24 protein-coding genes, 2 tRNA genes and 1 pseudogene are annotated in these 22,140 nt (G+C 60.4%); 11 read left to right on the plus strand and 16 right to left on the minus strand.

Going from position 1 to position 22,140, the window contains the following annotated elements:
* Positions 1-61 precede the first annotated feature (61 nt).
* Genes A3C3_RS0129835 through A3C3_RS0129845 form a run of 3 tightly spaced genes read left to right on the plus strand, consistent with a single transcriptional unit; the run spans position 62 to position 3,530 of the window.
* On the plus strand, positions 62-1,012 hold the full coding sequence (locus tag A3C3_RS0129835) for an ABC transporter permease (RefSeq protein WP_022718239.1): 951 nt from the start codon (positions 62-64) through the stop codon (positions 1,010-1,012).
* Positions 1,009-1,875, plus strand: coding sequence for an ABC transporter permease (locus tag A3C3_RS0129840; protein WP_022718240.1), 867 nt, complete (start codon positions 1,009-1,011; stop codon positions 1,873-1,875). Before A3C3_RS0129835 ends, A3C3_RS0129840 begins: the two co-directional genes overlap by 4 nt.
* A complete protein-coding gene (locus A3C3_RS0129845; protein ID WP_028740123.1) occupies positions 1,875-3,530 on the plus strand; it encodes an ABC transporter ATP-binding protein in 1,656 nt (551 codons plus the stop codon). The genes A3C3_RS0129840 and A3C3_RS0129845 overlap by 1 nt, the downstream gene beginning before the upstream one ends.
* Before the next feature lie 59 nt (positions 3,531-3,589).
* On the opposite strand, the gene A3C3_RS0129850 is transcribed toward A3C3_RS0129845, so the two are convergent.
* Entirely contained in the window at positions 3,590-4,066 is a 477-nt protein-coding gene (locus A3C3_RS0129850) for an Lrp/AsnC family transcriptional regulator (RefSeq protein ID WP_022718242.1), read from the minus strand.
* A 234-nt stretch (positions 4,067-4,300) separates the two neighbouring features.
* Here A3C3_RS0129850 and A3C3_RS0129855 point away from each other — a divergent pair, with 234 nt between their 5' ends.
* The gene (locus A3C3_RS0129855) at positions 4,301-5,626 is read left to right on the plus strand and encodes an NAD(P)/FAD-dependent oxidoreductase (protein WP_022718243.1); all 1,326 of its coding nucleotides are present in this window, start codon (positions 4,301-4,303) and stop codon (positions 5,624-5,626) included.
* A 155-nt stretch (positions 5,627-5,781) separates the two neighbouring features.
* A complete protein-coding gene (locus A3C3_RS0129860; protein WP_022718244.1) occupies positions 5,782-7,209 on the plus strand; it encodes an aldehyde dehydrogenase family protein in 1,428 nt (475 codons plus the stop codon).
* A 218-nt stretch (positions 7,210-7,427) separates the two neighbouring features.
* Here the strand turns inward: A3C3_RS0129860 and A3C3_RS0129865 are convergent.
* The 10 genes from A3C3_RS0129865 to A3C3_RS0129910 form a co-directional block, all read right to left on the minus strand.
* Positions 7,428-7,503 (minus strand) — tRNA-Phe (locus A3C3_RS0129865).
* A gap of 181 nt (positions 7,504-7,684) precedes the next feature.
* Positions 7,685-7,894: a DNA gyrase inhibitor YacG gene (gene yacG, locus A3C3_RS0129870; RefSeq protein WP_022718245.1), complete on the minus strand. Its 210-nt coding sequence runs from the start codon at positions 7,892-7,894 to the stop codon at positions 7,685-7,687.
* Positions 7,895-7,912: 18 nt separating this feature from the next.
* Positions 7,913-8,533, minus strand: a complete 621-nt coding sequence (locus tag A3C3_RS0129875) for a Maf-like protein (protein ID WP_022718246.1) — start codon at positions 8,531-8,533, stop codon at positions 7,913-7,915.
* A 46-nt stretch (positions 8,534-8,579) separates the two neighbouring features.
* Entirely contained in the window at positions 8,580-8,798 is a 219-nt protein-coding gene (infA, locus tag A3C3_RS0129880) for a translation initiation factor IF-1 (RefSeq protein WP_003545338.1), read from the minus strand.
* Between the two features lie 119 nt (positions 8,799-8,917).
* Positions 8,918-9,403, minus strand: coding sequence for an arsenate-mycothiol transferase ArsC (locus A3C3_RS0129885; RefSeq protein WP_028740124.1), 486 nt, complete (start codon positions 9,401-9,403; stop codon positions 8,918-8,920).
* Positions 9,400-9,873 carry a UPF0262 family protein gene (locus tag A3C3_RS0129890; RefSeq protein ID WP_022718248.1) on the minus strand — a complete coding sequence of 158 codons (474 nt, stop codon included), beginning with the start codon at positions 9,871-9,873 and terminating at the stop codon, positions 9,400-9,402. Before A3C3_RS0129890 ends, A3C3_RS0129885 begins: the two co-directional genes overlap by 4 nt.
* A gap of 3 nt (positions 9,874-9,876) precedes the next feature.
* Complete coding sequence (hisD, locus tag A3C3_RS0129895) at positions 9,877-11,175, minus strand: histidinol dehydrogenase (protein ID WP_022718249.1); 1,299 nt, start codon at positions 11,173-11,175, stop codon at positions 9,877-9,879.
* A 37-nt stretch (positions 11,176-11,212) separates the two neighbouring features.
* On the minus strand, positions 11,213-11,650 hold the full coding sequence (locus A3C3_RS0129900) for a DUF2948 family protein (protein ID WP_022718250.1): 438 nt from the start codon (positions 11,648-11,650) through the stop codon (positions 11,213-11,215).
* Positions 11,651-11,767: 117 nt separating this feature from the next.
* Positions 11,768-13,060 (minus strand): UDP-N-acetylglucosamine 1-carboxyvinyltransferase, encoded by a 1,293-nt coding sequence (murA, locus tag A3C3_RS0129905; RefSeq protein ID WP_022718251.1) that lies wholly within the window; start codon positions 13,058-13,060, stop codon positions 11,768-11,770.
* A gap of 105 nt (positions 13,061-13,165) precedes the next feature.
* Positions 13,166-13,348, minus strand: a complete 183-nt coding sequence (locus A3C3_RS0129910; RefSeq protein WP_376773784.1) for a hypothetical protein — start codon at positions 13,346-13,348, stop codon at positions 13,166-13,168.
* Between the two features lie 164 nt (positions 13,349-13,512).
* Between A3C3_RS0129910 and A3C3_RS0129915 the strand changes: the two genes are divergently transcribed.
* The 3 genes from A3C3_RS0129915 to A3C3_RS0129920 all read left to right on the plus strand — a co-directional run bounded on the left by A3C3_RS0129915 (position 13,513) and on the right by A3C3_RS0129920 (position 14,556).
* A tRNA-Thr gene (locus A3C3_RS0129915) sits at positions 13,513-13,587 on the plus strand.
* A 132-nt stretch (positions 13,588-13,719) separates the two neighbouring features.
* Positions 13,720-14,058 (plus strand): hypothetical protein, encoded by a 339-nt coding sequence (locus A3C3_RS44085; RefSeq protein WP_084797066.1) that lies wholly within the window; start codon positions 13,720-13,722, stop codon positions 14,056-14,058.
* 255 nt (positions 14,059-14,313) lie between these two features.
* On the plus strand, positions 14,314-14,556 hold the full coding sequence (locus A3C3_RS0129920; RefSeq protein WP_022718253.1) for a DUF982 domain-containing protein: 243 nt from the start codon (positions 14,314-14,316) through the stop codon (positions 14,554-14,556).
* 235 nt (positions 14,557-14,791) lie between these two features.
* Here the strand turns inward: A3C3_RS0129920 and A3C3_RS0129925 are convergent, their stop codons facing one another.
* Positions 14,792-15,052, minus strand: a complete 261-nt coding sequence (locus A3C3_RS0129925) for a hypothetical protein (protein ID WP_022718254.1) — start codon at positions 15,050-15,052, stop codon at positions 14,792-14,794.
* A gap of 174 nt (positions 15,053-15,226) precedes the next feature.
* Here A3C3_RS0129925 and A3C3_RS47995 point away from each other — a divergent pair, with 174 nt between their 5' ends.
* From A3C3_RS47995 to A3C3_RS0129935, 3 genes and pseudogenes are all read left to right on the plus strand, one after another.
* Entirely contained in the window at positions 15,227-15,352 is a 126-nt protein-coding gene (locus A3C3_RS47995) for a hypothetical protein (RefSeq protein ID WP_267903863.1), read from the plus strand.
* Positions 15,353-15,488: 136 nt separating this feature from the next.
* A pseudogene (locus A3C3_RS47385) lies at positions 15,489-15,751 on the plus strand (hypothetical protein); the annotation flags it as partial.
* Between the two features lie 113 nt (positions 15,752-15,864).
* Positions 15,865-17,925: an ATP-dependent helicase gene (locus A3C3_RS0129935; RefSeq protein ID WP_022718256.1), complete on the plus strand. Its 2,061-nt coding sequence runs from the start codon at positions 15,865-15,867 to the stop codon at positions 17,923-17,925.
* Here the strand turns inward: A3C3_RS0129935 and A3C3_RS0129940 are convergent.
* From A3C3_RS0129940 to mscL, 4 genes are all read right to left on the minus strand, one after another.
* Positions 17,922-18,983, minus strand: a complete 1,062-nt coding sequence (locus A3C3_RS0129940) for an enoyl-CoA hydratase/isomerase family protein (protein WP_022718257.1) — start codon at positions 18,981-18,983, stop codon at positions 17,922-17,924. The two genes, A3C3_RS0129935 and A3C3_RS0129940, sit on opposite strands and share 4 nt — an antisense overlap.
* 94 nt (positions 18,984-19,077) lie before the next feature.
* Complete coding sequence (gene galE / locus A3C3_RS0129945) at positions 19,078-20,112, minus strand: UDP-glucose 4-epimerase GalE (protein ID WP_022718258.1); 1,035 nt, start codon at positions 20,110-20,112, stop codon at positions 19,078-19,080.
* Between the two features lie 201 nt (positions 20,113-20,313).
* Positions 20,314-21,480, minus strand: a complete 1,167-nt coding sequence (locus A3C3_RS0129950; RefSeq protein WP_022718259.1) for a pyridoxal phosphate-dependent aminotransferase — start codon at positions 21,478-21,480, stop codon at positions 20,314-20,316.
* Between the two features lie 122 nt (positions 21,481-21,602).
* Entirely contained in the window at positions 21,603-22,037 is a 435-nt protein-coding gene (gene mscL, locus A3C3_RS0129955; protein WP_022718260.1) for a large conductance mechanosensitive channel protein MscL, read from the minus strand.
* Positions 22,038-22,140: the final 103 nt, after the last annotated feature.

Genomic DNA, 22,140 nt, shown 5'->3' on the forward strand with positions numbered 1-22,140 from the left:
TGGGTAGCCCCGGGCATCTTTGGATGCGGAACACCATCTCGAACGCTGAAAGGGAACGCGTGTGAAAAACCCGGTCCTATCGCTTGTCCTTGGCAGATTGCTCATTGCCGTGGTCACATTGCTGATCGTTTCCTTCGCAGTGTTCTTCGCGACGACACTGCTGCCGGGCGACACGGCAACCATCCTTCTCGGCCAGGCTGCCACACCCGAGGCCGTCGCCGGTCTGCGCACCGCGATGCACCTCGACGAACCGGCGCTCTTCCGTTTCCTGCGCTGGATTGTCGGCCTGTTGCATGGCGATCTCGGCACCTCCTATGCCAACGACATGCCCATTGCCGATCTTATTGCCGGACGTTTCATCAACACCATGAAGCTTGCCGGCGTGACCGCCCTGTTCTCGGTCCCGATCGCACTGACGCTCGGAATCACCGCTGCCATGCTGCGCGGCTCGCTCTATGACCGGATTGTCACCATTTTGACGATCGGCGTAATCTCCGTCCCAGAATTCATGGTCGCGACGTCCGCCGTGCTGATCTTCGCCGTCTACCTGAAATGGCTGCCGGCGCTCTCTTTCGCCAACGAAGTCCACAGCTTGAGCGATCTGCTGAGAGTCTATGCCATGCCGGTGATCACGCTGACCTTCGTCGTCTCGGCGCAGATGATAAGGATGACGCGCGCTGCAGTCATCGAGACGCTCAACACGCCTTACGTTGAGATGGCGCTACTCAAGGGGGCCTCCCGACCGCGCATTGTCTTTCGTCACGCGCTGCCCAATGCGCTCGGGCCGATCGTTAATGCCGTTGCGCTCTCACTTTCATATCTGCTGGGTGGCGTGATCATCGTTGAGACGATTTTCAACTATCCCGGGATTGCCAAGCTCATGGTCGACGCCGTCGCCACCCGCGACCTACCGCTGATCCAAAGCTGCGCGATGATCTTCTGTCTCGGCTACCTAATCCTGATCACGGCTGCCGACATCATCGCCATTCTTTCCAATCCGAGGCTCCGATGACAATGACGACTTCAAGCACGTCGACACCCGCCGGGAAATTTGGAATCCGGTTTGGCTATCGCTTCAACGTCGTGGGCATGATTGGCCTTGCGATCATCCTGTTCTGGGCGCTCGTTGCCATCTTCGCGCCGCTCGTAATCCCCTACTCGGTCGGTGAAATCATTGATGTCGACTATTTCGGCCCGATGAGCCGGGATCTTTGGTTCGGCTCCGACTATCTCGGCCGCGACATGCTCTCGCGAATCCTGATGGGCGCGCGCTATACCGTCGGCATCTCGCTTGCAGCCGTGACGATTGCCTGTTTCAGCGGCGTGGTTCTTGGCATGATCGCCGCCGTCACTGGAGGCTGGATTGATACGATCTTAAGCCGCTTCCTCGACGCGCTGAATTCCATACCAAGCAAGCTCTTCGGGCTTGTGGTCGTTGCGGCCGTCGGCTCCTCGATCCCGGTGCTGATTTTGACGCTGTCGGTCATCTACATTCCTGGATCCTACCGCTTCGCTCGCGCACTTGCCGTCAATATTAACGCGATGGACTTCATCACCGTCGCGCGTATCCGTGGGGAGAGCACCCTCTATCTCATTCGATCCGAAATTCTACCCAACATCGTCGGGCCAGTGCTCGCTGATCTGGGCCTTCGTTTCGTATTCATCGTGTTGCTTTTATCCGGCCTGTCATTCCTCGGCCTCGGTGTTCAGCCGCCCTATGCCGACTGGGGCGCACTTGTCCGCGAGAATATCGGCGGCCTGCCTTTCGGCGCACCGGCCGTCATGTTCCCGTCGATTGCGATCGCCAGCCTCACGATCAGCGTCAATCTGCTGATAGACAACCTCCCGCAGAAGATCCGAGATCGGAGCGAATGATGACCAATCTCGTCGAAATCTGTGACCTGAAGGTCGAAGCAACCACCGATTCCGGACGCCGCATCGAAATCATCAAGGGCGTCAGCCTGACAATCGCTGAAGGCGAAATAGTCGCCCTGATCGGGGAAAGCGGTTCGGGAAAGACCACGATTGCATTGACGTTGATGGGTCACGCGCGCCCAGGCTGTCGTATTTCGGGTGGCACTGTTTCAGTCGCCGGCAAGAACCTAGTCGCGCTCACGGAAAAGCAGCGCGCCAGGATACGCGGCACCGAGGTCGCTTACGTACCACAATCGGCTGCCGCCGCCTTTAATCCTGCCGCCACCATCATGGACCAGGTCATAGAGGTCACCCGCATCCATGGCCTCATGTCGCCGGACGACGCTCGCATCCATGCCGTCGAGCTCTTCCGCGCACTGTCGTTGCCCGAGCCGGAGACGATCGGCAGCCGCTATCCGCATCAGGTTTCCGGCGGGCAGTTGCAGCGCCTAGCAGCCGCCATGGCCCTGATCGGCGACCCGAAGCTCGTCATCTTCGACGAGCCGACGACGGCACTCGACGTGACCACGCAGATCGAGGTGCTGCGCGCCTTCAAGGCCGTCATGAAGAAGGGCGGGATCGCCGGGGTCTATGTCTCGCACGACCTTGCTGTCGTCGCCCAGATCGCCGACCGCATCGTCGTTCTGAAAGGCGGCGAGACGCAGGAGACCGGCACGACCGAGGAAATCCTCAGCGCTGCGAAACATCCCTATACGCGGGAGTTGCTCGCCGCGTTCGAGCCGAAGGCGCGCGGGCCCGTCAATCCTTCCGAGGCTCTGCCCGTTCCGCTTCTAAGGATCGACGACCTTGTCGCCGGTTACGGCCAGCGTCAGAGCGACGGGCTGCCGCTGGTGCGCGCCGTGGAGCACGTGAGCCTCAAGGTGGAGAAGGGTCGTAACCTCGGCATCATCGGCGAATCCGGTTGCGGGAAGTCGACGCTCGCCCGCGCCATAGCCGGCATCTTGCCGGCCGCCGTCGGCAAGATCGTCTTCGATGGCAAGGAACTTGGCCGCAACGCACGCGAGCGCTCGCGCGACCAACTGCGCCAGATGCAAATCGTCTTCCAATATGCTGACACCGCGCTCAATCCCGCAAAGTCCGTCGAGGACATCCTCGACCGACCTCTCGTCTTTTACCATGGCATGGACAGAAAGGCGCGGAGCGCCCGCATCGACCAATTGCTCGATATGGTGCGCCTGCCGCGCAATCTGCGCCACCGGCGCCCGGGAGAGCTTTCCGGCGGTCAAAAGCAGCGCGTGAACTTTGCCCGGGCATTGGCCGCTGACCCGAAGTTGATCCTTTGCGACGAGATCACCTCGGCACTCGATACTGTTGTCGCCGCCGCGGTTATCGACCTCCTCAAGGAATTGCAACGCGACCTCGGACTCTCCTACATTTTCATCAGCCACGACCTGTCCGTGGTCGAGGCGATTTGCGACGAGATCGTTGTGATGTATGGCGGCAGAAAGGTCGAGGAAATCACGCCGGCCGAGGTCAAGACTCCGCAGCACCCCTATTCGCAATTGCTGTTTTCCTCGGTGCCGAAGCTCGACCCCGCCTGGCTCGACGGACTCGAGCAGGACGCGGAGTTGGTTCGGGCCTATTGCCGGCGCTGAGGCGCCGGCGTTTCGTGTTCAATCAGGGTGATGGAGAGCATACGCAAAGCAAGATTGCCTTACATCGGAAACAGGCTGGTCAGTGGCATGTGCGCCTTTACGATCGGCGACTTCAAAACGACGAAGCTGAAATATTTGTCGATGCCGACGTCCATGTCGGTGAGGCGTTCCATGATAGTTTGATACTCGCCGATTCCGGCAGTCACGAATTTCAGCAGATAATCGTACCCGCCAGAGACCAGGTGGCACTCGATCACATTATCAATTTTCTCGATCGCGGCGAGAAATCGGGCAAAGTCTACCTGCCGGTGGTTCTTCAGTGTGATCTCAGTGAAAACGGTAAGCGTCTGACCCAGCTTGCCGACATTGATCTGCGCAGCGTAACCTCCGATGTAACCCTCCGACTGGAGCTTCTTCACCCGCATCAGGCAGGGGCTCGGCGAAAGAGCAACAAGCTCAGCAAGCTCCACATTGGTGATGCGTCCGTTCTTCTGCAGTTCGTAGAGAATCTTGATGTCAATCCTGTCCAGCTTCATGGGCCACCTTTTCGGATCGTCTACCTCAGCCAATGGCGCAGCAGATTCTGCTGCGGACACCTTTCGCTGAACCTAGCACACAGAACGTGTCTGTCGATTCATTCTGCCCCATGTGTTCAAGCACAAAGGCCTGAGCACATTTGACTAGACAGAATTTTCTGCTGCCATCGCCCGAAGTCCGGCAACGCTGGGGCAAAGAAACCGCTAGACTGCGTTCGAAACGGAGACCATGCCATGCCTGCACCGCTGAAATTTGTCGCTACATCCACGGAGCTGCCCGCTGCTGCCGACGCGGTGATCATCGGCGGCGGTATCGTCGGTGTCTTTGCGGCCTATTATCTGGCCCAACGCGGGTTGAAGGTGGCGCTCGTCGAAAAAGGTCGGATCGGCGCGGAACAATCGAGCCGCAACTGGGGCTGGTGCCGCCAGCAAAACCGCGATGCTCGCGAACTCCCCATGGCCACAAAGAGCCTCGACCTCTGGGAGAGCTTTGCCGCCGAAACGGGAGAGGACACGGGCTTTCGCCGCTGCGGGCTCTTCTATTTGAGCAACAGTGACGAGGAACTGGCCGGCTGGGCGCGCTGGCGCGACTTCGCCCGCACCACCGGGGTCACAACACATATGCTCGACAGTGCCGCAGCGACGGAGCGCGGCCGCGCGACCGGCAGGACTTGGAAGGGTGGTGTCTTTTCGCCGACCGACGGCACCGCCGATCCGGCGTCCGCAGCACCGGCCGTCGCGGCCGCGCTCCTGAAGCTCGGAGGAACGGTCCACCAATCCTGTGCCGCCCGCGGTCTTGAGACCGAAGGTGGTCGAGTCTGCGCCGTTGTCACCGAACACGGCACAATTCGCACTAAAATCGCGGTCCTTGCCGGCGGTGCCTGGGCCTCCTCGTTCTGCCATCAGCTTGGCGTCCGCTTTCCCCAAGCCTCTGTCCGCTCTTCGATCCTTTCCGTCTCGCCTGGCGCCACTGGCCTGCCAGACGCGCTGCATACGACGGCTGTTTCTGCCACCCGTCGCCGCGACGGCGGCTATACCCTGGCAATCAGCGGCGGCGGCCGCGTCGATCTGACGCCGCAACAGTTCCGCTTCGCGCCGCAGTTCCTGCCAATGTTCGTCCGGCGCTGGCGCAGCCTAGCGCCGGGTGGATTGGAGGGAATTCGATCTGGACATGAGACACTGACACGCTGGCGGCTGGACGCGCCAACGCCGATGGAGCGGATGCGTATCCTCGATCCGGCCATCGATAAACGGACCATTCGCATTACCCATTCGCGCGCCCTCGGATTGTTGCCTGCTTTGAAGAACACCAAGATTGCTGCCGCCTGGGCAGGCTATGTCGACAGCACCCCCGATGGGGTGCCGGGGATCGGCGAAATAACGAGCGTTCCCGGCTTCATCTTGGCCGCCGGCTTCAGCGGTCACGGTTTCGGCATCGGGCCGGGCGCGGGTCACCTGATTGCCGATATCGTCACAGGCGGCGAGCCGATCGTCGATCCTCGGCCCTACCATCCAGACCGCTTCTTAAAATCCGCCTGGGGGAAAGTGGCTGATTTCTGAGCGGTGACGCCCACAAATTTGAGTCTGGGCCGCAGCAAAAAAGCTCTCGTGTGACGCGTCAATGGTCAAACCTGCCTCTTCTCCACGATCATGGATGCCCGGAAACGTTCGATCCATCCGCCTGTACAGTCAACTGCCAAACATTCAGGGACCCCATGAAGAACGCTCACAGGTTCTATATCGACGGTGAATGGATCGAACCCGAGATTTCAAGGAAGCTCGAGGTCATTGATCCATCGACCGAGCAGGCGATTGGGACCATCGCGATCGGCAGCGCGGCCGACGCGGAAAAAGCGATCAAAGCCGCGCGGAATGCCTTTGCCGACTTCTCGAAGACAACGAAGGAAGATCGGCTTGCGCTGCTGAAGCGGATTGTCACAATCCTGAAGCGTCGCAAGGATGAAATCGGCGACATCATATCCCGAGAGATGGGGGCGCCGCTCATCATGGCCCGGGCAGAACAGGCTGGTCTCGGCGCTGCCCATTTCGAGGAGACGGTTCGCGCTCTCGAAACATTCGATCTTGAATACATGCAAGGCTCGACCCGGATCCTCCATGAACCCGTTGGGGTCGTGGCGATGATCACGCCCTGGAACTGGCCGATCAACCAGATTGCCTGCAAGGTGGCTCCCGCACTCGCCACGGGCTGTACAATGGTGCTCAAGCCTTCTGAGATCGCTCCATTCAATGCCATCATCCTGGCGGAGATCATGCACGAGGCGGGCGTCCCCAAAGGGGTCTTCAACTTGGTTCAGGGCGATGGCCCGACGGTCGGTGCAGCGCTCGCCAGCCATCCGGACGTGGACATGGTGTCCTTCACCGGCTCAACGCGCGCCGGGATTGCCGTCGCGCAAGCGGCAGCGCCCACGGTTAAGAGAGTCCATCAGGAGCTCGGCGGCAAGTCGCCGAATATCATATTGCGAAGTGCCGATCTTGCCGCCGCAGTCAGGGCCGGCGTTCGCCGATGCTTTGCCAATTCCGGTCAGTCGTGCAATGCGCCGACGCGGATGCTCGTACCTGCAGAGCGTATGGAAGAAGCAAGCGCTGTCGCGGCGCGAGAAGCAGCAGCCCTCATCGTGGGTCCTCCATCCGATCCTCGTACCGCCATCGGTCCGGTCGCAAGCGCTGCCCAGTTTGAAAAGATCCAGGCGCTGATCGAGAAGGGTATCGCGGAAGGAGCAGAGCTTGCTGCCGGCGGACCGGGCCGGCCATCGCATCTCAATTCGGGTTACTACGTGCGCCCAACCGTGTTTTCGCGCGTTGCCAATTCAATGACGATCGCTCGCGAGGAGATCTTCGGTCCGGTGCTATCCATCATCGGCTACGAAACCGAGGATGATGCGGTGGCGATCGCCAACGACACGCCATATGGCCTCGCGTCATTCATCCATGGCACTGCCTCGGAAGCGCGGACGCTTGCACGCCGATTGCGCGCCGGCACTGTTCGCATCAACGGCCCTGCCTGGGATGGTGCGGCCCCCTTCGGAGGTTACAAGCAATCGGGAAACGGCCGGGAATACGGAAAATTCGGACTCCATGAGTTTACTGAGATCAAGGGCATCGTCGGATATGCGATAGACTGAGGGATTGATCCCTGCCGCGGATCCAAACGAGAGGCCCTACAACCTACGATTTTTAGAGCACCTGTTCGTTGACGAAGAGTCGGACAAGCGCAGGCAGCAAAGGTCGGAAGACTAGCAAATTTACTGGGTGAGGTGGCGCATGGTTTGCCGGATTGCCACATGAATGCGGAAGCGTTTCGGCTTCGTTTTTCTATCAAGTTGAATTTGTTGCATTTTTATGGTGCCCAGAGCCGGAATCGAACCAGCGACACGCGGATTTTCAATCCGCTGCTCTACCAACTGAGCTATCTGGGCATCCGCGCTTCGCAGTACATTCTTCGTTGAAAGAAGTGCGGGGCCTTGGTTCGCCCCGGAAGCGAGCGGGGTTATAGCATCTTGTCCGGCCATGGCAAGCATCAAATGACAGTTTTTTGCCAACCGGAGATATTTTGCGGATTCACAAGCAAATTGAAGGGGTTCGCTGTGGATTTTCGCGCTACTTTTCGTCGTCGTAGTCCGTCTTCTTCTCGTCTTCGGCAACCGGAATGGCATAGGCGCCGTTCAGCCAGCGGGAGAGGTCGACCTCGCGGCATCGGTTCGAACAGAAAGGGTAGTGATCGCGGTGCGAGGGCTTGCCGCATTCCGGGCAAGGGCGCGTCTTGCGCAGCGGTTCGACCTTGGCGGTGGTTTTATTCTCTTCGGGCACGGTGATCTTCCTCCGGGCTCAGCCCTCGGGCCACCGGCTATGCACGTCGAAGCCTTCGCCGGTCAGCAGCAGGATTGTTTCATAAAGCGGCAGGCCGACGACATTGGTGTAGGAGCCCACCATTTTCTGCACGAAGCTGCCGGCCAGCCCCTGGATGCCATAGGCACCCGCCTTGCCACGCCACTGGCCAGAGGCAAGATAGTTCTCGATCTCGAAACCGGAAAGGCGCTTGAAGCGTACTTTCGTCTCGGCGATCTTCTGGCGGATCTTGCGGTCGGGCGTCACCAGGCAGACGCCGGTGTAGACCCAGTGGCTGCGGCCGGAAAGCAAATGCAGCGAGGCGGAAGCCTCGTCGGCGAACTCGGCCTTGCCAAGAATGCGGCGGCCGACGGCAACCACAGTGTCGGCAGCAAGGATATAGCTGCCCTTCCAGGCCATGTCGCTCTTGATCGCGGCAAGGGCCGCCTCGGCCTTTTCCGTCGACAGGCGCCGGGCAAGCGAACGCGGATGCTCGGATTTCCTCGGCGTCTCGTCGATATCCATCGGCATCAGGCGCGAGGGCTCGATGCCTGCCTGGTTGAGCAGGTCGACACGGCGCGGCGAGCCGGAAGCCAGGATGAGCTTGTATGTGAGCGCCATGGACCCTCGACCGGAAACGGAAGCCCTTGAGGCTTCCGGGCCAAGCCTATTTGAAGCGATAGGTGATGCGGCCCTTCGTGAGATCGTAAGGCGTCATTTCCACAAGAACCTTGTCGCCGGCGAGAACGCGGATGCGGTTCTTGCGCATGCGGCCCGCCGTGTGGGCGATGATTTCGTGCTCGTTTTCGAGCTTCACGCGAAAGGTCGCGTTCGGCAGAAGTTCGGTCACAATACCCGGGAATTCGAGGACTTCTTCTTTAGGCATATAAAGGTTTTCTTCCTGTCGGTTGAGATGACGGCATTGGCCGCCTTAAAATTTTCGCGGAAACTACACAATCAGGGGTCATTTGTGAACCTTGTTGATCGGGCTTTCTTCCTTTTGTTTCACGCCGATTGCGCCGCGATGCCATTTCTCCTGACGAGCCGTGTTTCGATGAGCATCTCAAGGTGATCACGCACCTCACGGTAGGCGTCAAGAATCTGCTCTCGTGTCCCGGTTGTGACCGTCGGATCCATCGTCGGCCAATAGATCACGTCGACGGCGCTCGACCGCGTCAGTTCCAGTGCGGCGTGATGGGCCTGCGGCGAGAGCGTGATAATCAGATCGAAGTAGTCATCCTCGAGCTCGTCAAGCGTCTGCGGCTGGCGACGCCCGAGCGAAAGGCCGATTTCATCGAGCACGACATCCACAAAGGGATCGCGCTCGCCGGCGCGAACGCCTGCGGAACGTATATAGGTATTCCTGGGCAGGATGCTACGGGCGATCACTTCGGCGATCGGCGAGCGGATGGCGTTCAGCCCGCACATGAAGAGAATCGCGCCGGGCGCCTTTCCTTCTGCCGTGGTCGGAGCCGGCGCCATCGCCGTCATCCGCGCCAGTAGAGCACGCAGACGAGCGTGAAGATGCGGCGCGCCGTGTCGAAATCGACCTCGATCTTGCCGGCAAGCCGGTCCTTCAATGTCTGCGAGCCCTCGTTGTGGATGCCGCGCCGTCCCATGTCGATCGCCTCGATGCGGCTTGGCGAGGCAGAGCGGATCGCCTCGTAATAGCTTTCGCAGATCATGAAATAGTCCTTCACGAGCCGGCGGAAGGGGGTCAGTGACAGGATGTGGGTCGCAACATCCCGTCCGTCTTCCGTGGTGATCGCAAAGACGAGCTTGGAATCGACCAGCGAAATCTTCAGCCGGTAGGGTCCGCCGCTGTGACCGACCGGCTCGAAGCTGTTTTCCTCGATGAGATCGAAGATCGCGACGGCGCGCTCGTGCTCGACATCAGGCGTCGAACGGCCGATCGTATCGTCAAGGACGATATCTGAGAGCCGGAAGTCGCCCTTCGTCATGCCTCACCTTTCGAGATTGAGACGGATCGCGACCGATCGCGCATGGGCGTCGAGGCCCTCGCAGACCGCGAGGGCGATCGCCGCCGGACCGAGATCGCGAAGCTGCTGTGGACCGAGCCGGAGGATCGAGGTGCGCTTGACGAAGTCGAGCACGGAAAGGCCGGAAGAGAAGCGGGCAGAGCGCGCGGTCGGCAGGACATGGTTCGAGCCGCCGACATAATCGCCGATCACTTCCGGGGTATGGGCGCCGATGAAGATCGCGCCGGCATTGCGGATTCCGTCGAGCAGCGCATCTGGATCGGCAACCGCGAGCTCCAGATGCTCAGCGGCGATGCGGTTAGCAAGCGGTATCGCATCCTTAAGGTCCTTCACCAGGATGACCGCACCGAAATCACGCCAGCTGCGGGCGGCGGTTTCCGCACGGTTCAAAGTCTTCAGCTGCTCCTCGACGGCGACTTCGACGGCCTTGCCGAATTCGGCATTATCGGTGACCAGGATCGCCTGGGCACTTGCATCATGTTCGGCTTGGGCCAGAAGGTCAGCGGCGATCCAGTCCGGGTTGTTATCCTTGTCTGCGATCACCAGCACTTCCGACGGGCCGGCGATCATGTCGATGCCGACCGTGCCGAAGACGTGGCGCTTGGCGGCAGCAACATAGGCGTTGCCCGGGCCGGTGATCTTTGCGACCGGTGCGATCGTCTCCGTGCCGTAGGCAAGCGCGGCAATAGCCTGTGCACCGCTGACACGGTAGATTTCCGAAACACCGGCAAGCTTGGCCGCAGCAAGTACGGCCGGATTGACCGCACCGCCCGTTGCCGGCACCGCAATGACGATGCGCTCGACGCCTGCGACCTTTGCTGGCACCGCATTCATCAGCACCGAGCTCGGATAGCTTGCCGTGCCGCCCGGTACGTAGAGGCCGACCGCCTCGATCGCCGTCCAGCGCGAGCCGAGCCCGACGCCCATGGCATCCTCGTAGATATCGTCCTTCGGCAGCTGGCGGCGATGATGGGATTCGATGCGGACGGCCGCAACCTTCAGCGCGCCGAGCACTTCGGAAGGCACTGCTTCCACCGCGGCATCGATTTCCGCTTCGGTCACGCGCATCGGCACGTCGGCAAAATCGATGCCGTCGAATTTCTTGCAATATTCGGCGAGCGCTTCATCACCGCGGGCGCGCACGTCGTCGATGATCGTGCGCACGGCCGCGTTCACGTCTTCTGAAACTTCCCGCTTGGTTGTCAGAAACGCGGCGAAGCGCTGCTCGAAACCGTCCGATGTCTGATCCAGCCAGATTGCCAACGCAGATATTCCTTCTCAATTCGACACGGGGACGTCTTCACGCACCGGGATGGCGGGGCTTGGAGGCGGTTTCCCATGCCCCACCAATATCCGCAAGCTGCACTTCGATGCATTCGACGTCGAGGACGATCTCGGCTGCGCCGGCAAGCGTCAGCTCGATCGTGCCATCCGGCCCCTCGCCCTTCTGTTCGAAGCCGACGGACAGCAGGGACAGTACATCGTCCCGCCGCTCGCGGTCGATCCCGGTGGAGCGGACGGCCAGAACGCGCTTGAAGATCAGCGCCGCCCGGTGGCGCTCAAAGCCCTTGCGCTTGTTGAGGGCATCTTCCCAGACAAAGCGGTTGGCGGCTATCGAAAACTGCCCGTCCCGCGGCGACCAGGCCATGTCCCCGACCTTGAAGACGCTGTCCTGCATATGGGCGGAGACCACGGCAAGGTCTTCACTATCGAGCGCAAGAAGCTTCAAATCGGTCATGCAGGCAAAACCCCAGGGTCTATCGCGCACCGCCGGGATGGCGATGCGTTCGACAAGGGAAATAGGATGCCGCGGCTAAATGCGCAACCGGAATAAAGGGCGTACAACCGCCCTTTCCTATTCGCTGACGCGCTCGACGATCGCGCCGCAGCGGGTGAGCTTTTCTTCCAGCCGCTCGAAGCCGCGATCGAGGTGATAGACGCGCGACACCATGGTCTCGCCTTCGGCGGCAAGACCGGCGATCACCAGCGAAACCGAAGCACGAAGGTCCGTTGCCATCACCGGAGCGCCCTTCAGCCGCGGCACGCCCTCGATCTTCGCCGTCTGGCCGGAAAGCGAAATCTTCGCGCCGAGGCGGGCAAGCTCCTGCACATGCATGAAGCGGTTTTCGAAGATGGTTTCCGTCACATGCGAAATGCCCGACGAGCGCGTCATCAGTGCCATGAACTGCGCCTGCAGGTCCGTCGGGAAGCCGGGGAACGGATCGGTCACGACATCGACCGGCCTGATGCCGGCACCATTGCGCCTGACGCGCACGCCGTTGTTGGTCGGCGAGATTTCCGCACCGGCACGGCGGAGGGTCTCGAATGCCGTTTCGAGCAGAGCAGCATCGGTGTTTTCCAGAACGACGTCGCCCCCGGTCATCGCGACGGCCATGGCATAGGTGCCGGTCTCGATGCGGTCCGGCAGGACGCGGTGGCGCGCACCGGAAAGCGACTGCACGCCTTCGATGGTGATCGTCGAGGTGCCCTGGCCGGAAATCTTCGCGCCCATGGCGTTCAGGCAGTTGGCGAGGTCGACGACTTCCGGTTCGCGGGCGGCATTGCCGATGATCGTGGTGCCGCGGGCAAGCGTTGCCGCCATCATCATTACATGGGTCGCACCGACGGATACTTTCGGGAACGTGTAGCGCGTGCCGATCAGGCCTCCGTTGGGTGCCGTCGCGTTGATATAGCCACCGTCGATTTCGAGGTTCGCGCCGAGCGCTGCCAGTCCTTCGAGAAAGAGATCCACCGGACGCGTGCCGATGGCGCAGCCGCCCGGCAACGAGACGCGGCAGTGGCCCTCGCGCGCGAGCAGCGGTCCGATGACCCAGAACGAAGCGCGCATCTTCGAGACCAGCTCATAGGGCGCGGTCGTATCGACGATGGTGCGGCAGGTGAAGTGGATCGTGCGTGCATAGGAGTCTTCCTGGCGCTCGCGGCGGCCGTTGACGGCAACGTCGACACCATGATTGCCGAGGATGCGCATCAAAAGCTCGACATCCGCCAGATGAGGGACGTTTTCGAGCGTCAAGGTATCGCTGGTCAAAAGCGAGGCGATCATCAGCGGCAAGGCAGCATTCTTAGCGCCGGAAATCGGAATGATGCCATTGAGCTCATTACCGCCGACAATTCTGATACGATCCATATGGGCTTACGGGCTGTGCCCGCCTTTCTGAAAGTTCTGCCTTTAAAAGGGATGGGGGTCTTTAGACGAATTCCGGGTAGGCTTCAATTCGTCGTGAACCGAACATTACGATTCGTCCATTTTTGCGGCAGGAAGCCCATTTGTCTCGTCCGCCTGGCCGGAGCGGCGCGCCCTTGTCTGCTGTTTGCGGCGAGCGAGATTTTCGCGAAGCTTTTCGGCAGCGCGTTCGCGGCGCAGTTTCGCCTGCTCTTCGATCACCGCCTTGCGGCCCTTTGCGGCGTTTTCCATCTTGTCGTCCATGCTTGATGTTTAGCGGATTCCGCCTCACGCAAAAAGGGCCTTGGCCTTAATACATGCGAAGTTGGAATTTGCGGCTTGCGCTTATCAAGAAGCTGTGGCAATAGGCCCCCCGTTCACGCAATGCAGCCGTCCGGCTCATGCGTCCTGGTCCTGCTGCCGTAGCTCAGTGGTAGAGCACACCCTTGGTAAGGGTGAGGTCGGTGGTTCAATCCCACTCGGCAGCACCAGTTTTCCGGCAAAAAGCCATTTTCGTGATCCCTCTCATGGTGACGCGTGGTCACAGCCTTCGCTCAACTCCTTGTGATCGAACCATCTCCCGCGGACTGCGGTTCTATGACTAGACAATGGAGGATGCCCTCATGTTTATTCGTTTTATCGCGAGCTCGATCGTGGCGGTTGCTGCCGCAACCTCTGCTTTCGCACAAACGACCGGCGCCCAAGGAGGGTCAGGTGGCGGAACCACGATAGCTCCTACTCCCAACAATACCGGCTCGGGCACGACCCGCACGGATCCCGGCATTACCAACAGCACGATCAATTCCGGTGCCGTCGATCTGAACAGGAGCGGGAGCACCATCAACCCAAGAGGCGTCAACCCCGCGATCCCGTCATCGCCTGGCTGCGCGAATGTAACGGGGCAGCAGGACAACGCAGCAAGCGGGACCTCCGGGCTCGGCTGCCCGCCTCTTCCTCGATGAGGTCGCGAGACGCCAATCCGGCTTTAAGAGCGCCCTGATTGCAAAAAGCGAGCGGTCACCTGGCAAGCGCGACCGGCCCGGCGGCATCATTTCTGCCAAAAGATTCAATCCCCCGTCGCATCTCCCCCATCTGCCGCATCAAACCCGATTGCCGGCGACAAATATCCCGCTAATATATCCGTGTGCACGGTCCTTGCTAGGGGAACGCAAAGGGCTGGATGCGCGTTTTGGCGTAAACACTGGAGGAATACGCCTATGGCAACGGAAAGATGGGGAAATCCGGTCAGGGTCGGCTTCGAAAACGCCGATGCGCGAACTGTCAACGGCCCGTTCGATGCACTGAAATGCCTTACTGATCTTTGGCCCGCAAACCGCGGGCTTCGTTATCTTAAGGCCCGCAGCGTCTGCCGCGCGGCGCTCGATGGACGCAAGACCGCCGAGGAGGCCCGCGCCGAGTTTCTGGCGGCGGCGGAAGAAGCTAAGCTGAAGCTGCACTGACGGGTGCCCTCGGCCGACTGTTATCGGTAATTGCTGCCCTGTGCCGTTTAGGCATGGTTGTTCATTTTCATTAACTCTTGAAGCAGGACAGGCTGGAAACCCGCTCCAACGGCGTTGCACACTGGCGCTCACTACCCGTAAAACACCGCAGCCATCATGATGATGGTCAGAGGCTCGTTCCCTCAGCCATGCGCAGGAGAGCCTCGTCCAGGCAGAATCCCCATAATCTTGCTCTTCAGCAGCTGCTGTCGCTTTCTATCTCGAGATAGCCGACGCCGATGATGGTGCCGTCCGGAGCACGGATGAAGGATGGCAGATAATGCGGGTCGGCCGGCTCGCAGGCAGGCGCGCTGGTATATTCATTGAGCGCAATCTGATCCTGCGGCAATGCCGAATAATAATCGATATCGGTTTCGAGTGAGGCGGATGCAGGTGTGGCAAATGCGGCGGATGCAACAAGAAGGGCGGCAGCGCCCAGACGGAATGTCGTCCTCATAACAATCTCCGGCGTTGAATTCAGACGATCAAACACGTGAGATGCAGTTTTTGTTCCCGCTTTTTCTTGTGGATGCTCGCGCGAATCTTTTGGAACTATTTTTTCGCTTGAAAAAGTTTAATTGAATCGTCCCAAATCACGTTTCTCGAAGTAGAAATTGCCATGAGAACACTGATGCTTATCATTATTGCAGCGATGATCGCCTCGATTCTCAGTATCCTGGTGGTCAAACCTTTCGACAAGGGCGGGGGAAAAGACGACACGCCACCGGAGACGATCCAGCAGCTAGAACCGAATTGACCGGGCGCCGCCGCAGCAGTGGCTTTGACGCTCCAAATCGGTCTTCCGTTGCATACCGGCACCACGAGCTGATGGGGACGTCAAGCACTGTCCTTGAAACCACCCTTGGCGTGCGGTGGCAGGTGGCCCATATGCAATGGATCGAAAGCCGGGGTCGAAAGTGATGGTTTCGGCAATTCTCGCCGCGGTTCTGCTCTGTGCCTGCACATCCTCCGGCGCATCAGAACCCACGCCCATTCCCGGCAGCTTGACGTATGGCGGGCAGCCGCGAACCGAACTGACTAAATCGCCCGTCGGCAGCGCCTTTACAACAATTTCTACAATTCAAGCGGCAACCGGGTGCGGGAAACCTACATTCTCCAGCCAGATCGGGGCTTGAAACTCATGCGGCGGGAAGTGGTGTCCGCCGTTCACCAAAGCTTGCGCTTGACAGGAATCATTATCGAGAACATTCAAGGAACGCCTAATCTGTCCGCGCCGCCATTGCGTGCGGGCGCCAACCGGATGGCTGGATGTATCTCGAAAAGCTCAATCCACAGCAGCGCATGGCGGTCGAACACGGCACGCTTGCCGGCGGCAGCCATATTGCAGGTCCGCTTCTGGTGATCGCCGGCGCGGGTTCCGGCAAGACCAACACGCTGGCGCACCGCGTTGCGCATCTGATCGTTAAGGGAGCGGATCCGCGCCGCATCCTGCTGATGACCTTCTCCCGCCGGGCGGCTTCCGAGATGGCTCGCCGCGTCGAGCGGATTTGCGCTGAGGTCCTTGGCGGCAATTCCGGCGTCATGGCCGATGCGCTGGCCTGGAGCGGTACCTTCCATGGGATCGGCGCGCGGCTGCTTCGCGATTATGCCGAGCAGATCGGGGTTGACCCCGCCTTCACCATCCATGACCGGGAAGACAGCGCCGACCTGATGAACCTCATTCGTCACGAGCTCGGCTTCTCGAAAATGGAGAGCCGTTTCCCGACCAAGGGTACCTGCCTTGCGATCTATTCCCGGGCCGTGAATTCGCAGACGGAACTGCCTTTGGTCCTGCGTGACGCCTTCCCCTGGTGTGGCGCATGGGAAAAGCAGCTCCGCGAACTTTTCGCCGCCTATGTCGAGGCCAAGCAGACCCAGAACGTCCTCGACTATGACGACCTGCTCCTCTACTGGGCGCAGATGGTTGCCGAACCGCTGATTGCCGAGGATATCGGCGGCCGCTTCGATCATGTGCTCGTCGACGAATATCAGGATACGAACCGCCTGCAGGCCTCCATCCTGCTTGCTTTGAAGCCTGAGGGACAGGGGCTGACCGTCGTCGGCGACGATGCACAGTCGATCTATTCCTTCCGCGCCGCCACAGTCCGCAACATTCTCGATTTCCCGGCCTCATTCAGCCCGGCAGCCAATATTGTCACGCTCGATCGCAACTACCGTTCGACGCAACCTATTCTCGCCGCGGCCAATGCGGTCATTGATCTTGCCTCGGAGCGCTTCACCAAGAACCTATGGACGGAGCGGCAATCGGGTGAGCGTCCGCGCCTCGTCACCGTGCGCGAGGAGGCCGACCAGGCCCGGTATGTTGCCGACAAGGTTCTGGAGAACCGCGAAGAGGGCACGCGGCTGAAGAGCCAGGCGGTGCTTTTCCGCGCCTCGCACCACAGCGGCGCGCTGGAAGTCGAGCTTACCCGCCGTAACATTCCCTTCGTGAAATTCGGCGGTCTGAAATTTCTCGACAGCGCGCATGTCAAGGACATGCTGGCCGTCCTGCGCTTTGCGCTCAATCCGCGCGACCGGGTCGCCGGCTTCCGGCTGATGCAGATCCTGCCGGGCGTCGGACCTTCGACGGCCCAGCGGGCACTCGACCAGATGGCTGAGGATCCAAGCCCCTTGCAGGCCCTCGCCGCCATGCCCGCCCCGCCGCGCGCCGGCGAGGATTGGACCTCCTTCGTTTCGGTCATGCAGGAACTGAGATCCGGGAAAGCCGGCTGGCCCGCCGAAATCGGCCTGGTCCGAGAATGGTATCAGCCGCATCTCGAGCGGCTGCACGAAGATGCCGCAACGCGTCAGGCCGATCTCCTGCAGCTCGAGCAAATCGCCGGCGGCTATCCGTCGCGCGAACGCTTCCTGACCGAACTGACGCTCGATCCGCCGGATGCGACCAGCGACCAGGCGGGCGTGCCGTTGCTCGACGAGGACTATCTGATCCTCTCGACGATCCATTCGGCCAAGGGTCAGGAGTGGACCAAGGTCTTCATGTTGAACGTTGTCGACGGCTGCATTCCGTCCGACCTCGGCGTTGGCACCAGCGCAGAAATAGAGGAGGAGCGGCGCCTGCTTTATGTCGCGATGACGCGCGCCAGGGACAATCTCGATCTCGTCGTCCCGCAGCGCTTCTTCACGCACGGGCAGAATGCGCAGGGCGACCGCCACGTCTATGCCTCGCGCACCCGCTTCATCCCGGCGACGCTACTGCAATTTTTCGAGGTCTGCGGCTGGCCGCAGGTCAAGAGCGAAAGCGCCTCAGCGCAACAGGCGCGCCAAGTCCGCATCGACGTCGGCGCCCGCATGCGCGGTATGTGGCGCTAGAGGGCAAGAGGGCGATCGGCCGGTTTGAAGAACGGCGCGAGCACCTCTGCGTTCACCGCCTCGATGGTCGAAGGCGACCATTTCGGATTTCGATCCTTGTCGATCACCGCCGCCCGCACGCCCTCGTAAAAGTCCGCGGATTTCAATATCTGCATACAGGCCGCTAACTCACGGTTCAGGCAGGCGGCGAGATTGACGCTCTGCCGTCCTTCCCTCAGCAGACGCAGAGTCAATTTCAGGCTCGTCGGCGAGCGCGTCTGCAGGGTCTTCCGTGTCTTGGCGGCGAATTCGCCTTCGACAGCGGCGAGCGCTTCCAGAACCTCTTCGATCCGATCGAAACAGAAGGCATGGTCGATCAACGGCCGAACGGCCTGCAGGCGGCTTTCGGTCGCCTTGCCGGCAAGATGCTTCAGCAGAGCCTCGCAAGCGACCGGCGATGACCCGACCGGCAGCCGAGCCAACGCGTCGATGACATCCGGCAGCCGCGACGACGAGATCTCAAAATCGGCAAGGCCGGCATAGATGGCATCCGCCGCATTCAGCTCCTGGCCGGTCAATCCTGCCCATGTTCCCGTCTCGCCGGGCATGCGCGGCAGCAGCCAGGTCGCTCCGACATCCGGGAAATAGCCGATGCCGGTTTCCGGCATCGCAAGCCTCGTCCGCTCCGTCACGATGCGGTGCCGCCCATGTGCGGAAAGGCCGACGCCGCCGCCCATGGTGATACCATCCATCAGGGCGACATAGGGTTTAGCGTAGCTTGCGATGCGGTGGTTGAGCGTGAATTCCTCGCGCCAGAACGACTCCGCAAGCTCGGAACCCGAGCACCCGCTTTTGTGAAGTGCACGAATATCGCCGCCGGCGCAGAAGCCGCGATCGCCCTCACCCGTCACCACCACGCTTGCAACGCCGTCATCGTCCGCGAATTCGTCGAGCGCCGCATCGATCATGCGCACCATGCCGAGCGTCAGGCTGTTCAGCGCCTTCGGTCGATTGAGGCGGATGATCCCCGCCGTGCCGCGCCGTTCGATAATGACTTCCCGTTCGTGATTGTTCTGCATGTCCTTCGTCCACCCTCGATTGACCTCCCATCAATAAACAGAGGGAGCGCTTCGTTCCAGTGGACTTTGCGTCGAAAAACAGGGGTAATCGCGTTTAGAAGGAAGCCGCGGCAAGGGCGCGGTGCACTCCGTGCAGATCCCCGACCCTGCGGTTGATCAGCGCCAGCTCCCAGTCCAGTGCACTGCGAACGATCGTCTCCAGCGAATCGTATTTCGGTGTCCAGTCCAGCACGCGATGCGCCAAGGTGGCGTCGGCGACGACACTTGCGGCATCGCCCGGGCGACGTGGCGCCATATGAATCTTGAACGCGTGGCCGTGCAGGCGCACCACCATGTTCAGCACGTCGAGCACCGTATAGCCGGAACCATAGCCACAATTCGCGACCAACGATCCCTTGCCCTTGCGCAGATGCTGCAGCGCCTTCAGGTGAGCCTCGGCAAGATCAGTGACATGGATATAGTCGCGCACGCCAGTGCCGTCATGCGTCGGATAGTCGATGCCGTAGACATGCACGCTGTCGCGCTTGCCGAAGGCTGCCTCGCAGGCGACCTTGATGAGGTGCGTCGCGCCGCTCGTGGATTGTCCGGCACGGCCGCGCGGATCGGCACCTGCAACGTTGAAGTAGCGGAGCGCCACATAGTCGAAATCATAGGCTGCAGCAGCGTCGCGCAGCATGAACTCCGTCATCAGCTTCGACTGGCCATAAGGATTTTCCGGGTTGAGCGGCGCGGTTTCCTTGACCGGATCGGAAGTCTTCTGCGGACCGTAGACCGCCGCCGTCGACGAGAAGACGAAATGGCGCACACCGGCAGCGATCGCCGCGCTCAGGAGCGCACGCGTCTTGCCGGAATTGTTGTCGTAATAGGAAAGCGGATCGGCAACCGAAGCCGGAACCACCGCGGAGCCTGCAAAATGGATGATCGCCTCGATGTCGTTCTCGATGAAGATCGTCTTCAGGACCTCGGCATCGGCGATATCCCCAAGGTAGAAGCGCGCAGCAGGCGCGACCGCCCAGCGAAAGCCTGTGGAAAGGCGATCGAGCACGACGACGTTCTCGCCTGCATCGAGCAGTGCCCACACCATGTGGCTGCCGATGTAGCCGGCGCCGCCTGTCACCAAAATTGCCATGTCCCGTTCCCTGTTTAATCGGACAGGGCATCTGACGCGGTTTTTCCTTTCAGATATTCTTATCAGGCACCCGTTCGGACGCCTTTGAACCGGTAAGTTTGCTGCTGTGGTTAGAAGCTGATTTCCGCCTTTGCTACAATTTTAGCGAACGACCGTTTCCGACATCAAAATGGCCCGGCTGCGACGGCCGGGCCATGAGCGTCAAAGCTTCAGAATGTAATCGCAGAGCTTGTCGGCTGCTGCTTTGACCTGTAGCGGATCGCGCAGGAAACAGGCTCGCAGGAAAAGCTCGCCGCCTGCGCCGAAGGCGGTTCCGGGCGCCAGGCCGACACCCGTCTTGTCGACGATATCCAGCGCTGCTTTGCGGCTGTCGGTGACGCCGTCAATCTTCAGAAAGGCGTAGAGCGCACCGTCCGGCTTCAACGTCTCGACGCGGTTCGTGGCAATCAGCGCATCGCAGAGGATGTCGCGCGAAAGAGCCGCCTTCCGGATATTGGCCTCGACGAACCCATCGCCCTCGTTGAGGGCTGCCACCGCACCCTTCTGCATGAATTGCGCAACGCCCGAGGTCGAATATTGGATCAGGTTTTCGAGCACCTGCCCCGTTTCCGGCGGCGCCACGATCCAGCCGACACGCCAGCCGGTCATCGACCAGTTCTTCGAGAAGGAATTGACGAACATGACCTTGTCGCCCGGTACCATGATTTCAAGGAAAGAAGGCGCACGGGTGCCGGCGTAGAAATAGCGAGCGTAAATTTCATCCGCCATGATCCAGAGATCGTTCTTTCTGGCAAGTTCAAGGATGTCAGCGAGATCCCTCTTCGTCGCGGTCCACCCAGTCGGATTGGATGGCGTATTGATGAACAGCGCTCTTGTCTTCGGAGTGATTGCTGCTTCGATGCGGTTGAGATCGACCGCCCATTTGCCGCCTTCGAACTGAAGCTCAACCCCGACCGAGCGGGCACCGGCAATTTCCAACGCAGCGGCGATATTCGGCCAGGCGGGCGTCAGATAGACCAGTTCGTCGTCCGGCGACGTCAATGCCTGCACCGCAATCTGGATCGCCTGCATGCCTGAACCGGTGACATAGAAATGCTCCGCCGGCAGGCTGATGCCGAAATGCCGGGCGTAATAGTTGGATAGCGCGTCACGAAGCTGCGGAATGCCGCGCTGCCAGGTATAGAAGGTCTCTCCCGCTGCCAGCGCGTCCATTGCCGCCCGGCTGATGAAATCCGGTGTCGGAAGATCGCCCTCGCCGACCCAGAGCGGCAGCAGGCCATCGCGGCCCCGGGCATAATTGACGACTTCGACGATCCCGCTTTCTGGCGCCGAAACGGCGCGCGGGCTGAGGCTGTTCATAATCGACATGCAGATCTCCGGTTTTCGCTTTCATAAAACAAAACCGGGCGCAAATCCCATGAGAATGCGTGATGCCGTATCGATTTTCGTTATGAATCAACTTCGCAAAATACGGGGCTGCGATGCCTTGATCAGACCGCCGGACGCTTGGCCAGCAGATCGCGGATTTCGGTGAGGAGCGCGACATCGGCCGGCGGGGGCGCCTCTTCGGCTGCCTTTTGCTCGTTGCGCTCGACCTGCCTGCGCAGCATATTCACGCCCTTGATCATCAGGAAGATGATCCAGGCAAGGATCAGGAAATTGATGACCACGGTGATGAAATTGCCATAGGCGAAGACAGCACCCTGCGCGCGGGCCGCAGCAAGCGTCGGCGCGTTGACCGCAGACGAAAGACCGAAGAAGTAGTTGGAAAAATCGAAACCTCCGAAAAGGGCACCGACGACCGGCATGATGATATCGTCGACCAGCGATTTGACGATGCCGCCGAAAGCACCGCCGATGATGACGCCGACGGCAAGGTCCATGACGTTGCCTCGGGCGATAAAGGCCTTGAACTCATTGAGCATCCGATCTGTCTCCCTCTGATGCGCTCTCACGGACGGTCCGTTGTGTTATTAGCTACATCTCTTGATTGTTTATTCAATTGCAAAAGTGAAACAACCAGGACCT

It is taken from the genome of Rhizobium mongolense USDA 1844, assembly GCF_000419765.1.
GTDB lineage: Bacteria > Pseudomonadota > Alphaproteobacteria > Rhizobiales > Rhizobiaceae > Rhizobium > Rhizobium mongolense.